The sequence below is a fragment of the Dinghuibacter sp. genome, from assembly GCF_035492835.1.
Classification (GTDB): Bacteria; Bacteroidota; Bacteroidia; order Chitinophagales; family Chitinophagaceae; genus Dinghuibacter.
This window is the reverse complement of sequence record NZ_DATJIY010000159.1, coordinates 1-13478: the sequence shown is the minus strand read 5'-3', so window position 1 is coordinate 13478 and position 13478 is coordinate 1. Positions and strand designations below refer to the sequence as shown.

At 58.4% G+C, this 13478-nt stretch carries 17 protein-coding genes; 12 read left to right on the top strand and 5 right to left on the bottom strand.

Annotated features, from left to right (window positions below; genetic code table 11):
• Positions 1-17: 17 nt before the first annotated feature.
• Together VL547_RS14450 and VL547_RS14445 are read right to left on the bottom strand one after the other, a co-directional pair.
• Complete coding sequence (locus VL547_RS14450) at positions 18-821, bottom strand: class I SAM-dependent methyltransferase (protein WP_325578983.1); 804 nt, start codon at positions 819-821, stop codon at positions 18-20.
• Positions 818-2299 (bottom strand): radical SAM protein, encoded by a 1482-nt coding sequence (locus VL547_RS14445; protein ID WP_325578981.1) that lies wholly within the window; start codon positions 2297-2299, stop codon positions 818-820. Before VL547_RS14445 ends, VL547_RS14450 begins: the two co-directional genes overlap by 4 nt.
• A gap of 86 nt (positions 2300-2385) precedes the next feature.
• Between VL547_RS14445 and VL547_RS14440 the strand changes: the two genes are divergently transcribed.
• Positions 2386-3465 carry a hypothetical protein gene (locus VL547_RS14440; RefSeq protein ID WP_325578979.1) on the top strand — a complete coding sequence of 360 codons (1080 nt, stop codon included), beginning with the start codon at positions 2386-2388 and terminating at the stop codon, positions 3463-3465.
• On the top strand, positions 3462-4469 hold the full coding sequence (locus tag VL547_RS14435; protein WP_325578976.1) for a glycosyltransferase family 9 protein: 1008 nt from the start codon (positions 3462-3464) through the stop codon (positions 4467-4469). Before VL547_RS14440 ends, VL547_RS14435 begins: the two co-directional genes overlap by 4 nt.
• Here the strand turns inward: VL547_RS14435 and VL547_RS14430 are convergent.
• Together VL547_RS14430 and VL547_RS14425 are read right to left on the bottom strand one after the other, a co-directional pair.
• Complete coding sequence (locus VL547_RS14430; RefSeq protein WP_325578974.1) at positions 4459-5568, bottom strand: glycosyltransferase; 1110 nt, start codon at positions 5566-5568, stop codon at positions 4459-4461. The two genes, VL547_RS14435 and VL547_RS14430, sit on opposite strands and share 11 nt — an antisense overlap.
• Entirely contained in the window at positions 5558-6088 is a 531-nt protein-coding gene (locus VL547_RS14425; protein ID WP_325579051.1) for a sugar transferase, read from the bottom strand. The genes VL547_RS14430 and VL547_RS14425 overlap by 11 nt, the downstream gene beginning before the upstream one ends.
• On the opposite strand from VL547_RS14425, the gene VL547_RS14420 reads away from it, so the two are divergent.
• From VL547_RS14420 to VL547_RS14380, 9 genes are all read left to right on the top strand, one after another.
• Complete coding sequence (locus VL547_RS14420; protein ID WP_325579053.1) at positions 6018-6206, top strand: hypothetical protein; 189 nt, start codon at positions 6018-6020, stop codon at positions 6204-6206. The genes VL547_RS14425 and VL547_RS14420 overlap by 71 nt on opposite strands.
• Before the next feature lie 91 nt (positions 6207-6297).
• Positions 6298-6861, top strand: coding sequence for a sigma-70 family RNA polymerase sigma factor (locus VL547_RS14415; RefSeq protein ID WP_325578972.1), 564 nt, complete (start codon positions 6298-6300; stop codon positions 6859-6861).
• The gene (locus tag VL547_RS14410; protein ID WP_325578970.1) at positions 6858-8126 is read left to right on the top strand and encodes an outer membrane beta-barrel protein; all 1269 of its coding nucleotides are present in this window, start codon (positions 6858-6860) and stop codon (positions 8124-8126) included. Before VL547_RS14415 ends, VL547_RS14410 begins: the two co-directional genes overlap by 4 nt.
• Before the next feature lie 26 nt (positions 8127-8152).
• A complete protein-coding gene (locus tag VL547_RS14405) occupies positions 8153-8572 on the top strand; it encodes an OB-fold protein (RefSeq protein WP_325578968.1) in 420 nt (139 codons plus the stop codon).
• 5 nt (positions 8573-8577) lie between these two features.
• The gene (locus VL547_RS14400; protein ID WP_325578966.1) at positions 8578-8949 is read left to right on the top strand and encodes a hypothetical protein; all 372 of its coding nucleotides are present in this window, start codon (positions 8578-8580) and stop codon (positions 8947-8949) included.
• 6 nt (positions 8950-8955) lie between these two features.
• A complete protein-coding gene (locus VL547_RS14395) occupies positions 8956-9498 on the top strand; it encodes a YceI family protein (protein WP_325578964.1) in 543 nt (180 codons plus the stop codon).
• Between the two features lie 5 nt (positions 9499-9503).
• On the top strand, positions 9504-10406 hold the full coding sequence (locus tag VL547_RS14390; protein ID WP_325578962.1) for a DUF5777 family beta-barrel protein: 903 nt from the start codon (positions 9504-9506) through the stop codon (positions 10404-10406).
• Positions 10407-10461: 55 nt separating this feature from the next.
• A complete protein-coding gene (locus tag VL547_RS14385) occupies positions 10462-10872 on the top strand; it encodes a response regulator (RefSeq protein WP_325578960.1) in 411 nt (136 codons plus the stop codon).
• A gap of 30 nt (positions 10873-10902) precedes the next feature.
• Positions 10903-12498, top strand: coding sequence for an acyl-CoA carboxylase subunit beta (locus VL547_RS14380; RefSeq protein ID WP_325578958.1), 1596 nt, complete (start codon positions 10903-10905; stop codon positions 12496-12498).
• Between the two features lie 141 nt (positions 12499-12639).
• Here VL547_RS14380 and VL547_RS14375 read toward each other — a convergent pair whose 3' ends face one another.
• Complete coding sequence (locus tag VL547_RS14375; RefSeq protein WP_325578956.1) at positions 12640-13212, bottom strand: DUF6580 family putative transport protein; 573 nt, start codon at positions 13210-13212, stop codon at positions 12640-12642.
• A 45-nt stretch (positions 13213-13257) separates the two neighbouring features.
• Here VL547_RS14375 and VL547_RS14370 point away from each other — a divergent pair.
• The coding region (locus VL547_RS14370) for a YraN family protein (protein WP_325578954.1) at positions 13258-13478 on the top strand (221 nt) is incomplete at its 3' end.

The following is a 13478-nucleotide window of genomic DNA, read 5'->3' as shown; positions in this document are numbered from 1 at the left end:
AAAGTCCAATTTCCGACTCAGGACTTCTTCTGTAATGTAATGATGTAATAATCCCCGATAACCCTCCAGGGCCACCGCCGCCGGCGCTTCTCCTCGAGCCCCCGCAGGTAGTCGTAAAGCCCGGGCCTCTTCTCCGCGAAACCCTCGATATAGGACGGCGGCACTAACGTACAAAGCCCTTCGAGGTCCAGTACTTCGAATGAAGCCCCCAGTGACCGACGCACTGAAGAAGGCCAGTAGTACCAGCAACGGAAAGGAAAGCCTTCCACCCGCGCCTTGCGGCCGCCGCCGGCGAACCAGCGCCGGAAGGCCGTGCGCACCTTGCCCTTGAAAACCAACAATGTCTCCCATAGACAAAATGGGGGCAGGATGACGAGGGTCACCAGGCCATCCGGTTTCAACAGGGGAGAAAACGAAGCCAGCACCTTGGGCAGGTCGCCGGTGCAGTTGAGGCCCGCAAAATTGGAGAAGATAAGATCGAAGGGCCCCCGCTCACGGAGGGTATCCAATGCGGTGTAGGAGCAAAGCTCATGCGAAATCCGCCCGTCGAGGCCGCGGGCGGTCACCTTCTGGGACAGCTGCTCCAGCATGCCCCCGCTGAGGTCGGTAGCGTGGACGTGGTGACCGAGCCGGGCGAAAAAGATCGCGTCTTCCCCCGTCCCGCAGTTCAATTCCAGGATTTGGCTGTCGGGCGCCAGAAAGGACAACACGTGACGGCGAACGCGCTCACGCTTGTATTGCACGATGGTATTCCCCGAATACAAGGCGTCGAAAATGGCCGATTGCTTGGAGAAGGCGGCTTCTGTTAGTGCTTCGTTCAATGGTCTAAGTGTTGCAACTTTAATTTTGCCAGACGGGCGGCGGGCAAATAGTACAAGATCGATGCCATTTTTTTCAACCGGGACATGGAAACCCTCAGGGGTTTACGACCCAGCTCCGACAGGTAGTGTCTGGCGACCGACTGCCGGTGTACGCGGTGTACGTACCGGTAGAGCTGCCGGTAAAACGCCGCGGGGTACGCTCCCGCGAACATCATGGCGAGGTCGTCCGAGTCCGTCCAGTTGGCCTTATCCCCGAGCGTGGTCTTGACCTTTTCGTAAAAACCGGTGCCGGGGAGCGGGTAGGATACCGAAATACCGATCTCATACGGCAATAACCGCCGGATCATTCCGACGGTCAGGGCGATATCCTCCTGCGTTTCACCCAGGTATCCGAATTGTATGAAAAAGCTGGGCTTGACGCCGTGCTCCTTCAGCAACCGCGTCGCGTGCCCGATCTGCTCGATCGTCGTGCCTTTGTCCATGGCATCCAGGATTTTTTGGGAGCCGCTTTCCGCCCCCATCCACACGTTATCGCAACCCGCGCGCGCCAGGTCCCTGATCTGGTCTTCCGACAACAGCAGGTCCGCCCTCGACTGTATCTTGAACCGAAAGGACAATCCCTCGCGCTCGACCGCATCCGCAAAAGCCTTGACCCAGCCCGGTTTCAGCCCGAAGATGTCGTCGCAGAACCAAACGTGGTCGAAGTCATATTCCCGTTTCATCCGCGCCAGCTGCCGGACCACGTGCTCCGCCGACCGGGCCGTATACCGGTTCCCGTAGATCGGCTTGGCGCACCAGTTGCAGTGGAAAGGGCACCCGCGCGTCGTGGCGACGTTGAGGGAGAAATAGCCCGCGTTTTTCATCCAATAATGCCGGTACCTGTCCATATCAACGAGGTCGTATGCGGGGTAGGGGAGGTATTCCCAGTCTTTCATCACAGGCCGCGGCGCGGTGAGCACCAACGAGCCGGCCGCCGCCGGCCCACCGGCGCCAGCCTCCTCCATAAACGCGATCCCACGCACGGAGCGGACATCCCCGCCAGCCTCGAGCGTCTCCAACAGCTCGACGAGCGTTTGCTCCGCCTCCCCATTGATCACATAGTCCGCGCCCCGTTCCAGGTACAGCTCCGTGTGGTCCGTCGAATCCGAGCTGGAAACGATCACGGTACATCCCCAGTCGCGGGCGATCTGGATCATCCGGAGGGTTTCGTCCCGCATATTGGTCAGACACATCTTGGTGAGGTAGTTAAAACCATCGGCATACACCACGAAATAATCCTGACGTTTAGCCTCCAATTCCGGTAACATTTCGGAGGCGTTCCGCGCGAACATGGCGTCGAAAAGGGACACGGTATACCCTTTCTCCCGCATCAGGGAGGCCGCATACAGCGTGCCCAGGGGAGGATAAGGCAGGCCGGCTTCCGCCTGTTTTGAATCCAGCCCTAAAAAATAGGGATGGGTAAAAAGAATATGTCGCATACAAAGGTGGGCAGAAAAGACTATATACGTCCGTTCGCCCGAAAGGTTGCGCAACCTCCTGGCGCCCTCCCACGTATTTAATCATAATGATAATTTTGGAAAACCTCCGCACGCCCGCCGGCGCCGCCCACGCGCCCATCCGCCTCGGAGCCGCCCCGCCGCACCGGGCCCTGGACCTTGCCGGCGCCCTCGTTTTCCCCGGCCTCGTCAACTCCCACGACCACCTCGAGTTCAACTCTTTCCCCGCGTTGGGCGCCGAGCGCTACCCCAACTACGTCGCCTGGGGCCAGCGTATCCACGCCCACTACAAACCCGACATCGACCGCGTACTCCGCATACCCCTGCGACTCCGCGCCGCCTGGGGCGTCTACAAGAACCTCCTGGCCGGCGTCACCACCGTGGTTCACCATGGGCCGCCGATGCCCATACACGACGACAGCGTCTTCAAAAACTGCCAGTCGATCCATTCCGTCCAATTGGAGCCGCTCTGGAGACTCAGACTCAATAATCCCCAAAAACGCCCCTGCGTCATCCACACCGGCGAAGGTGCCGACCAGGCCTCGCACCGGGAAATCGACCGTCTGACCCGGTGGAACCTCTTCCACCGCCCCCTGGTGGGTGTCCACGGTATAGCCATGACCCCAGGGCAGTCCGAAAAATTCCGCGCCCTCGTCTGGTGCCCCGGCTCCAATATTTTCCTGTACGGTCAAACCGCCCGTGTAGACCGTATTCAAACCACGCTCCTCTTCGGCACTGACTCCACGCTCACCGGCTCCTGGGATTTCTGGGAACACCTCCGCACCGCCCGCGAAACCGCCCTGATCCCCGACGCAAACCTCTTCGACGCGCTCACGACGAATGCCGCCCGCATATGGGGACTGCCCACCGGGGCGGATTATACGATCGCGCGCGCTGCCTCCGGATGGGACGCCTTCTTCGCCCTCGACCCCGAAGCCATCGAGCTCGTCGTAAATCAAGGCCGCATCCGTCTTGTCGACGAACGCTGGAAGCGCCCGCTCGAGAACCTCGGCCACTCCTTCGAAGGCTGGAGCCATGTGCGCCTGGGCGACAGCAACAAATACGTCCCCGGCGACCTTCCCAAAATCGCCCGCGAAATACGCGCCTATGACCCGCAAGCAATTTTCCCCTTCAAAGACCCAAAATGAAAATAGAGAGCCAACCCTGGACAAGCCCGACCCCGCCCCGCCGCGTCCTCGCCATCCGCCTCCAGGCCATGGGCGATGTCGTGATCTCCTTACCCTATCTTCAGAAAGTCCGCGAACAACTCCCCGAGGGAGCAACATTCGACTTCCTCGTCCGCGCGGAATCGGCAAGCCTTCCAAAAAACCTCAACCTCTTCGACAAGGTCTTTGTCATCGGCGGCGGCCGCCGTTTCAAGCTCCAGCTGGCCCTCGCGATAGCGCTGTTGCCCCGCCTGCTCCTGCGCCGCTACGACCTCATCCTCGACGTCCAAAACAGCGAGATCAGCCGCCTAACCAGGAGATTCCTATGTCCCAAAGCCTGGTCCCAGTTCGATAAAAAATCCACCCGCCCCGCCGGAGAGCGGACGCGTCTCACTATCGAAGCCGCCGGTCTACCCTTCAACCCGCCGAGCACAAAGCTCGTGCACAAATCCGACCTGGATACGACGGCGCTGCTACGACGCAACGGCTGGAACGGCGAGCCGCTCGTACTTCTCAACCCCGGCGGCGCTTTCCCGTCCCGCCACTGGCCAACGGAATATTATATCGAATTCGCCCGAAAATTCAAGCGCCGGTACCCCGATACCCGCTTCCTCCTGCTGGGTATCGCCCGCATGGCGCCGCAAGCGGCAAGTATCGCCGTCGCCGTTGAAGGGACCATCAACCTGGTCGGACAAACCACGCCCGCCCAAGCCTTCGTCCTGATGCAAAAAATTCGGCTGACCCTTTCAGAGGATTCCGGTCTCATGCATATGTCCTGGGTCTCCGGCGTTCCCACGATAGCGCTCTTCGGCGCATCCCGCAGCGACTGGGCGCAGCCCCTGGGGCCAAAGGCCGCCTACCTCGACGGCAAGCCTTTCGATTGCTATCCTTGTATGCAGGAAAACTGTCGCTTTGGCGACAATCGCTGTCTGACGCAACATACCCCGGAAAAAGTACTGGCGATGGCGCAGCGGCTCATCGGCTAGGCTCCGCGGTGTGCGCGCCCAGGGCATACACCACCGGCGGCGCCACCCCGAACAACCGCATCACCTTCTCTGCGTTGTCCTCCATCAGGAACGGATGCACCGGGCTGTAATCCGTATGCGGATCGTTCAAAAGCTCCAGCGCCTTGGCTTCCATTTCCTCCGGGCTATAGACCCGGTGCCAGTGGTCGATGGGCGTACTCGTGGGATAGGTAAAACTGATAACATGAGCGCCCGCGTACAATGCCTCCAGACAGGCGGTGCTAAAGCCTTCGTAAGAAGAAGGGTGCAAAAGCACTTTTGTACGCTGCATGAGCCCCAACAGGTCGCGGTGGGGAAGCTCGCCGGCCAGCGAGACCGAGCCCGACAACCCCTCTGAGCGGATGACCTGCTTTAGTCGTCCCGCTTCCGGTCCTTTGCCAACGAGCGTGGCCCGAAGCCCCGGCCGTCTGGCCGCCATCGACCGGACGATCTCCATCCAGAGCGTATATCGCTTGAGCGGTTTGAGCGTGCCCGCGCCCAGGACGTCGATGTCCTTGGCCACGGAAGTATACGGGAATAGCGCCGGGTCGATACCGTTGGGCAAAATATGCCGGGGCTTTACCGAGTGGTGGATATGGAAGGTGTCCGCCACCGACTCCGAAATCGCGAGCAGCTCTTCGGCGCGGGGACGCGTAAACGCCACGTAGCGGTTGCCCTCCCGTGCATCCTGTCCCAGCACCCAGTTGAAGTGCTTCAGTCCGTGAAGCAGGGCAAAATACTTCCCAACGAGCGCGCACTCCCCATGCCAGAAGCTGAAAACCCCGATAATGTCATTTTCACGACGCAACTGCCGCATCCGGCGCCAGACGCGACCCCACATCAGCCAGCGGTGCTGCCTGCCGCGGTTGCGGTTGTCAAAGGGATAGACTATGTTGCCGCCCCACCGGTAGGTCTCGCGCGTGAAGGGGTATTCGAACGTAAGGATGACGAACTGTACAAAAGGGTATTTCTTCTTCAGCGCCCTTACCATCACCTGCTGGGCGGGCAAACAGGCGCTTTCGTCCTCACACGAAGGGAAACCGGGGGTCAGGATAAGCAGCGTCGTTTTCTTATGCCTCATGCGGGGTCGGTTTTAAAAAGCGAATCGTTGAAGCCATGATCCGCAGGTCCAGGACGGGGCTCCATTGTTCTACATAGGTGAGGTCCAGCGACAGCCGTTTTTCCATATCGGCGAGGTCTTGGGTGCCTCCAAACAGGCCCGAGGCCTGGGCAAGCCCGGTGATGCCCGGTTTGACCCGTGCCCTGGCGGCATATCCGGCCAGGATGTCACGATAGCGCTGGTCCTCCGATAACATATACGGCCGGGGCCCGACCAGGGACATGTCGCCCCACCATACATTAAAGAGCTGGGGTAGCTCGTCGAGGTGGGTACGCCGGAGCCAGTGGCCAAACCGCGTTATACGCTCATCGTACATCAACGCCACGCGCCGGTCCGCCTCCATATTTATATACATGGTTCTCAGCTTGATACAAAAGAACCAGGCATTTCCCTTCTTCCTTCTTTTTTGTATGAAAAAAACGGGACCCGGCGAGTCCAGCCTCGCCAACAGCGCCAATAACGGCAGAAGCCAGGACAACACCCCCAGGATCAGGAGGGTCGACAGCCCCAGGTCCATAGTCCGTTTTATCATCCTACCGGGCAAATTCAACATGATAACAGAGGATACGTATCCCCTGGAGCCCCGGTTGCGCGGCTGATTATCAATAATTTGGAAAAAAGATCGGTCCGAGACGCAACTTTTGCCTACCGTCCCTCGTATCTTACTGCGGGTGCTATCCCTAAACCACTTTGGAAGAAATAGATCACATAATCGAAGGCTGCAAAAGAGGCGAGCATAAGTATCAGCGGATGATATATGAGCATTATTATGGATATGCTCTGAAAACCGTCTTCCGGTACATTTATCGCTACGAGAAAGCGGTAGACGTCGTCAACGACGGTTACGTAAAGCTCTTCTCCCACTTCGCCCAATTTAAATGCGCCGACGCGGTTCACGTCGAAAGGATGTTGATGGGATGGATCAGGCGGATCATGATCAACACGGCCATCGACGAGCTGCGGAAAAACAACATGATCCCCGAAATCGGCGGTCTCCCCGATTATGTGTGGGAAGTAGCCGATCATTCCCAACATTCCGATCAAAAGGTCGTATATAAGGAATTGATAACCTATGTGAAAGAGCTCCCCCCGGCCTACCGGGCGGTTTTCAACCTCTTCGTCATCGATGGGTATTCGCATTATGAGATAGCAGACATGCTCGGTATTTCCGTGGGCACTTCGAAATCGAACCTCTCACGGGCCCGGCTGCTCCTGCAAAAATTTTTAAAAAAGAGTGAACAACTAGAAGCATGAACTTACCAGAGGACCATATGGATGAACTGTTCCGGAAAGCGGGGGAAATGTATCCCCTGAAGACGGACGGGGCTGACTGGGACAAGGTGATGAGCCGGCTTCAGGAGGTGAAATCTGATAATGAAAGCGCACTGGCCCCCGCAGGCGCCCGTACGTCCCGGCGGTGGTGGTGGCTGATGTTATTGATCGTACCCTTTGCCTGGATCTGTACCCGCTACACTACCCATACCACAACGTCGACGCCGCCGTCAAAGGCGACCGCTGTCGCGTCCAAGCCTGCGCAACACGCTGCATCGACCGAGTCTACGCCATCGACAGCGCCAGCGCAAACCGTGGCCACGCCCTCCGCAACCACACCGTCCGCTACCCCGCCGCCCGCAACCCTGCGGCGCCCACACGCTTTCGGCATGGATGATGTCGTCGCCAATGGGCGCGCCGGCCGCCGCACCGCTGAAAACGATCGCGCCGACGGCAACGCCTCCGCCTTCGATAACGGCAGCGCACAACCGCAACCCCCTACGGACGTCGTCGCCTTCGACGCCGCCTCCCTGGCGCTCACCCCCGGCGGCCCCGACGTCGCTGCGACGCATGGCAACACCGACATCGACAAGAACCCCGACGACCTCGCCCGCCCCGCACATCAGGAAGCGAAGAAGACGGTAAAATATACCCCGACGAACGGCCTCTACGCAGGCATCGTCGCCGGTCCCGACCTCAGCAACGTCAAGTGGCAGCAGATCACCAACCCCGGCTACACCGCCGGCGTGGTACTCGGCTACCGCTTCAACCGCCGGCTGAGCGCGGAGACCGGTCTGTATTGGGCCCACAAGGCGTACTACACCGACGGCGAGTATTTCGACAAGAAGAAAGCGGACATCCCGGCGGGCTGGAACGTGAATTCGATGAACGGCACCTGCGGCATGTTCGAGATACCGGTCAACCTCCGTTGGGATTTCGCGTACCTGAAAAATGGAAGTTTCTACGCCGTAGCAGGGCTTTCTTCGTATATGATGAAGAAGGAAGCCTACAAGTACGAAGCATCGAGCGGTTCGAGCTACTGGCCCGAAAACGCCTCTTACTCGAATTCGGGGAACAACTTCCTGTCGATCATGAACCTCAGCGTGGGTTACTCGCTGCACTGGGGTAAGGTGGGAGACGTCCGGATCGAACCCTATTTCAAGATACCGCTGAAAGGCGTGGGGATAGGCAGCTTGCCGATCACCAGTACCGGAATTTACCTGGGAATCACCCACAGCTTCCGTTAGACAAAAACATACGAAAATTTGAAACGATGCGAAAGAAGTATATTTTAATCGCGGGGATCGTCGTATTGGTTCTTGTGGCCGCGGGCGCCGGCTGGGGCTGGTACCTGTACAACAAGCCCCACCAGGGCGTAAACAGCGAAACCGCCAGCGCCAGGCTGGAAGCAAAAAACCTTTACGCCGCCTTTCAAACCGACGAGAACAAGGCCAACGGCCAATACCTCGGAAAGGTCGTGGAGGTAAAGGGAAAGATCAGCGCCAAAACGAGCGGCAGTCTCCAGCTGAGCTGTGGCGACGCCGCGACCGGCGGCATCAACTGTAGCCTGGCGCCCGGCCAGACCCTGCCGGGAACGGACAGCAGCGCGATCGTCACCATCAAAGGCCGCTGTACCGGTTACCTGATGGACGTGAACCTCGTAGATTGCATCATAGAACAAATCGAACAATAACATTTATGAGAAAGAGCATCGCTTTGTTGGTCGTACTGGCCCTTGTCATCGCCTATTCCTGCAAAAAGGGCAGCCAGGACGAATTGTCCGGTGGCGCAACGTGTGACACCGTGGGTATGAAATACGCAACGGATGTCGTCCCCATCCTCCAGGCGAACTGCTACAGCTGCCACGGGAACGGGAACACCTCGGGCAGCGGCGGGATCCTCCTGGAAGGCTATGCCAACATCAAACCCTACGCCACCAACGGACAACTGGTCGGCAACATCACCTGGGCGCCCGGCTATGTCGACATGCCGTACGGCGGGTCCAAGCTGCCGAGCTGCGAAATCAACACCATCGTGGACTGGGTAAAAAACGGAGCACTCAACAACTAAACCTACATGAAAAAGACATTGCTGGCAGCCGCCTGCCTCATCCTGACCCTGGTCAAAGGATACGGACAACAGTACATGACCCGTAACGGTTTTGTCGGATTCTATTCCAAGACTCCCGCCGAAGACATCAAGGCCGAGACCCGCCAGGGCTTCGCCATCATCGACGAGGGCAAGAAGAACCTGGCCTTCGCCGTCCTGATCAAGGGTTTTACCTTTCCCAAGGAGCTCATGCAGGAACACTTCAATGAAAACTATATGGAGAGCGACAAATACCCCAAAGCGACCTTCAACGGTTCTTTCGCCGGCGACCTGGCGCCTGGCAGGGACGGCGTCTACCATGTAACGGTGAAGGGTAACCTCACCATGCATGGGGTGACCAAACCCGTCGAGATGCCCGCCACCATCGAGCGCAAGGGCAACCAGCTCATCGGTCACGCTGTCTTTCATATCTCACCCGAAGAATTCAACGTCAGCATACCCTCCCTGGTCCGCGAAAAAATCGAAAAATCCCTGGAGGTTCACGTAGACATTCAATGCGATCAAAAATAATGCTTATGCGCTTCCCATTAATGATAGGTCTCCTTTTCCTGGCGTCCGCCGTAGTCGCGCAGGACACCACCTTGCTGAGCCAGGTCGGCGATTCGCTGACTAACAGCACCAAGCCGATGCCAGTTACAGGCACCTTCAAAGGCATCTACCTGATCCAGCTCCAAACCAACGAAACCATCGCCGCCGGCGCCCTCAATTTCGAGATCCAGCACCGTTTCGGCCAGCTCAACAGCGGGGCCTACCAGTTCTTTGGCTTGGACAATGCCACCCTGCGGCTGGGTCTCGACTACGGCATCACCGACTGGTGGACCGTGGGCATCGGTCGCAGCTCGTATCTCAAAACCTTCGATGGCTACACCAAGTTCAAGCTGTGGCGCCAGCAGGACGGCGGCGGTGGGATGCCCATCTCCGTTACCCTGATGGGAACGATCAGCAACTATACCCAGAACTTCCCGGACGAAACCTATCTCAACGCCAACTATCGCACCGGCTACGCAACCCAGCTGATCCTGGCGCGGAAGTTCAAATTCTTTTCGCTGGAGCTCGTCCCCTCTTATATCCGGAACAACCTCGTTCCCACGGTGGCGGACAAGAACGACATGGTCGCGCTGAGCGGCGGCGCCCGGGTCAGGATCACCAAACGCATGAGCCTCGATGGTGAGTATAACTACCTATTCCCCAACCAGGTCGTTTCCACCAAGGTGTACAATGCGCTGTCCTTTGCCTGGGAAATGGAGACCGGCGGTCACGTATTCCAGCTCGTTTTCACCAATGCCCAGAGCATGGTACCCACACAGTTCATCTCCGGTACCACGAGCAGCTGGGGTAACGGCGGCATCTACTTTGGATTCAACATCGCGCGCAATTTCAACCTCACCTCCCACGCCAAAAAGTCTGTTAAATACTAATATTTGTGCGGCTTGACCGAATACCCTTATCTTTATAGGTATAGGTACTGCCTGGATGGAGCCGAAAAAAAAAATATTGCTAGCCGACGACGACCGCGAGGATCAATTCATCATCGCGGAGGCGTTCGAAGAAATCGGGGTTAAGGACGTCCTGCATTTCGTGGAGAACGGGGAGAACGCGCTCACCTGGTTGGAGGCCTGCGCCGCCGACGGATCGCTCCCTGAGCTGATCGTGCTCGACCTGAATATGCCAAAGATGAACGGGACCCAAACGCTGCTTCGCCTCAAAGAGGACGAACGGTTCCGGCACATACCTGTTATCATCTATTCCACTTCCCTCAATAATATCGAAAGGGATGAATGTATCCGCCTGGGGGCGCATTCCTATGTCATAAAGGGAATTACCTTCAACGAATGCAAGATCATCGCCAAGACACTATACGATTGTTGCACGGAGCTATCCTGACATATGGATCATCCTACTAACTCGCCAGCCATGCGGCAGGCTCTGGATACCCTTCAACGGAACTTCGAACAGGTCCGGAAGGGGGGCGGCGCCAAAGCCATCGCCCGTCAGAAGGAAAAGAATAAGCTTACGGCGCGGGAACGCCTCGACTATTTGCTCGACAAGGACAAACCCTTTACCGAGATCGGCGCCTTCGCCGGTTGGGACATGTATCCCGCCGAGGGCGGTTGCCCCGCCGGTGGCACCGTGGGTGGCATCGGTTATGTCAGCGGACGGCAGTGCGTGGTCGTCGCCAACGACCAGACCGTAAAGGCCGGCGCCTGGTTCCCCATCACCGGCAAGAAAAACCTCCGTCTCCAGGAAATCGCCCTCGAAAACCGCCTCCCCATTATCTACCTGGTGGACAGCGCCGGTGTTTATCTCCCCATGCAGGACGAAATTTTCCCCGACAAGGAGCACTTCGGCCGCATTTTCCGGAACAACGCCCGGATGAGCGCCCTGGGGATTACGCAGATCGCCGCCGTCATGGGCGCCTGTGTCGCCGGCGGCGCCTACCTCCCCATCATGAGCGACGAAACGCTGATGGTAGAGGGCGCGGGCTCGATCTTCCTGGCCGGTCCCTACCTCGTCAAGGCCGCCATCGGCGAAGACATAGACGCCGAGACCCTGGGCGGGGCCGTTACCCATACCGAACGCTCGGGCATAGCCGATTATAGGTTTCCCACCGAGGAGGCCTGCCTGGATGAGGTCCGCCGTATCATGAGTCGCCTGGGAGCGCCCGCCAGCGCCGGGTTTGACCGCGCCACGCCCGAAGCCCCCGTCAAAGACGCCACTGAGCTATATACCATCCTCCCCGAAGGCGGTGCCAAAGCCTACGACATGCGCGCCGTCATCGAACGCCTCGTCGACAAATCCGGATTCGACGAATTCAAGAAGGACTACGGCAAGACCCTCCTTTGCGGGTACGCGCGTATCGACGGCTGGGCCGTCGGCATCGTCGCCAACCAGCGCACCATGGTCAAGACCGCCAAGGGGGAACTCCAGATGGGCGGCGTCATCTACCATGACAGCGCCGACAAGGCCGCCCGTTTTATCCTGAACTGTAACCAAAAGAAAATACCCCTCGTCTTCCTCCAGGACGTCACCGGCTTTATGGTCGGCAGCCGGAGCGAGCACGAAGGCATCATCAAGGACGGCGCGAAAATGGTCAACGCCGTAGCCAACTCCATCGTCCCCAAATTCACCATCGTCATCGGCAACTCCTATGGCGCCGGCAACTACGCCATGTGCGGCAAGGCCTATGACCCCCGCCTGATCTATGCCTGGCCCACCGCCCGCATCGCCGTGATGGGCGGCGAACAAGCCGCCAAAACGCTCCTGCAGATCCAGGTCGCCTCGCTGAAGTCCGAGGGTAAGGTCATAGAAGCGTCGGAAGAGAAGGCCCTCCTGGATAAAATCACCCAACGCTACCAATCCCAAACGACCCCGTACTACGCCGCCGCCCGCCTCTGGGTAGACGGCATCATCGACCCGCTGTCAACCCGCGGGATCATCTCCGAGGGTATCGCCGCCGCGAACCAGAACCCGCTCACCGATCACATGCGCGTGGGCGTGTTCCAGGTCTGACCCTCCGCTTCCCCCCTGATCATGCACCTTGCTGAAATATTTGATATAGAGAGTTGATAGGCCAACTCCTGGAAATCCCGGAGAAGGTCCGGGAAAATAGCTATAAGAAATTTAAGAACCAGGACGATGCCGAACTGAATTTCAGCCGCGCGCATGCGCATGCGCCACCGCCTGCCGCCGCCGCGTCAGGAGCGCGTACCCCCCATAAAGAACCACCGAAAAAATCAGCGTAGCATACAAGCTCCCTTTGAAGAAAGGCACCCCATCCTCCATGGCCTGGGCAAAACCCGCCCAGGTATGCGGCCTGTGCCAACCGAGGCCCGCCGCCCACGTCGAGGAATTGGACGCCAGGAAATACAGCACCGGGCCAAAAAGCGCCCCGATGAATATCTGGAGCGGCTTCCGTTCGGAAACGAACCAGCCCACCACTGTCAACCCGGTAAAAAGGATATAGTTCATCCACTGGCCGTCATAGAAGCCGGGCGTGGCGCCGACGCCCATGGAAAAAAGTACCTGGAAGATCAGGTCCGAAAGGAACATCGACCCCAGCGGCAGCAAAAACGACAAGCGCTTGTCCTTGACCATGGAGCCCGAAAACATCGCAATCGCGATCTGGGGCGCAAACCCCCAGGGACGGTTGGGTATGAGCCGGTAGAGCGCGCTCACAACGAGCAGCGCAACAAAGATCCATACGAGCCGACTATATTTCTTCATGATTGACGATGGGTTTCCTGCAAAATTAAGGATTAATTTTGACGGATGAACGATGCCCTGGATACCGGACGAAACGGCGAAAACCTGGCCGCGGACTATTACCGCTCCCGCGGCTTTGACGTGCTGGCCGTCAATTGGCGGCATTCTTACTATGAAATCGACCTGGTCGCCGCCAAGGGCCCCATCCTCCACATCGTCGAAGTCAAGACCCGTCGCGGCGCCGATTTCGGATTCCCCGAGGAGGCCATCGGCCACAAAAAGCTCTA

Excerpts from the sequence above, each read along its gene's own strand:
- VL547_RS14390 (WP_325578962.1), top strand. The coding sequence starts at position 9,504 with ATGCGCTTCCCATTAATGATAGGTCTCCTTTTCCTGGCGTCCGCCGTA.
- VL547_RS14445 (WP_325578981.1), bottom strand. The coding sequence starts at position 2,299 with ATGCGACATATTCTTTTTACCCATCCCTATTTTTTAGGGCTGGATTCA.
- VL547_RS14430 (WP_325578974.1), bottom strand. The coding sequence starts at position 5,568 with ATGAGGCATAAGAAAACGACGCTGCTTATCCTGACCCCCGGTTTCCCT.
- VL547_RS14375 (WP_325578956.1), bottom strand. The coding sequence starts at position 13,212 with ATGAAGAAATATAGTCGGCTCGTATGGATCTTTGTTGCGCTGCTCGTT.
- VL547_RS14405 (WP_325578968.1), top strand. The coding sequence starts at position 8,153 with ATGCGAAAGAAGTATATTTTAATCGCGGGGATCGTCGTATTGGTTCTT.
- VL547_RS14410 (WP_325578970.1), top strand. The coding sequence starts at position 6,858 with ATGAACTTACCAGAGGACCATATGGATGAACTGTTCCGGAAAGCGGGG.
- VL547_RS14395 (WP_325578964.1), top strand. The coding sequence starts at position 8,956 with ATGAAAAAGACATTGCTGGCAGCCGCCTGCCTCATCCTGACCCTGGTC.
- VL547_RS14380 (WP_325578958.1), top strand. The coding sequence starts at position 10,903 with ATGCGGCAGGCTCTGGATACCCTTCAACGGAACTTCGAACAGGTCCGG.
- VL547_RS14435 (WP_325578976.1), top strand. The coding sequence starts at position 3,462 with ATGAAAATAGAGAGCCAACCCTGGACAAGCCCGACCCCGCCCCGCCGC.
- VL547_RS14420 (WP_325579053.1), top strand. The coding sequence starts at position 6,018 with ATGAAAAAAACGGGACCCGGCGAGTCCAGCCTCGCCAACAGCGCCAAT.
- VL547_RS14385 (WP_325578960.1), top strand. The coding sequence starts at position 10,462 with ATGGAGCCGAAAAAAAAAATATTGCTAGCCGACGACGACCGCGAGGAT.
- VL547_RS14400 (WP_325578966.1), top strand. The coding sequence starts at position 8,578 with ATGAGAAAGAGCATCGCTTTGTTGGTCGTACTGGCCCTTGTCATCGCC.
- VL547_RS14440 (WP_325578979.1), top strand. The coding sequence starts at position 2,386 with ATGATAATTTTGGAAAACCTCCGCACGCCCGCCGGCGCCGCCCACGCG.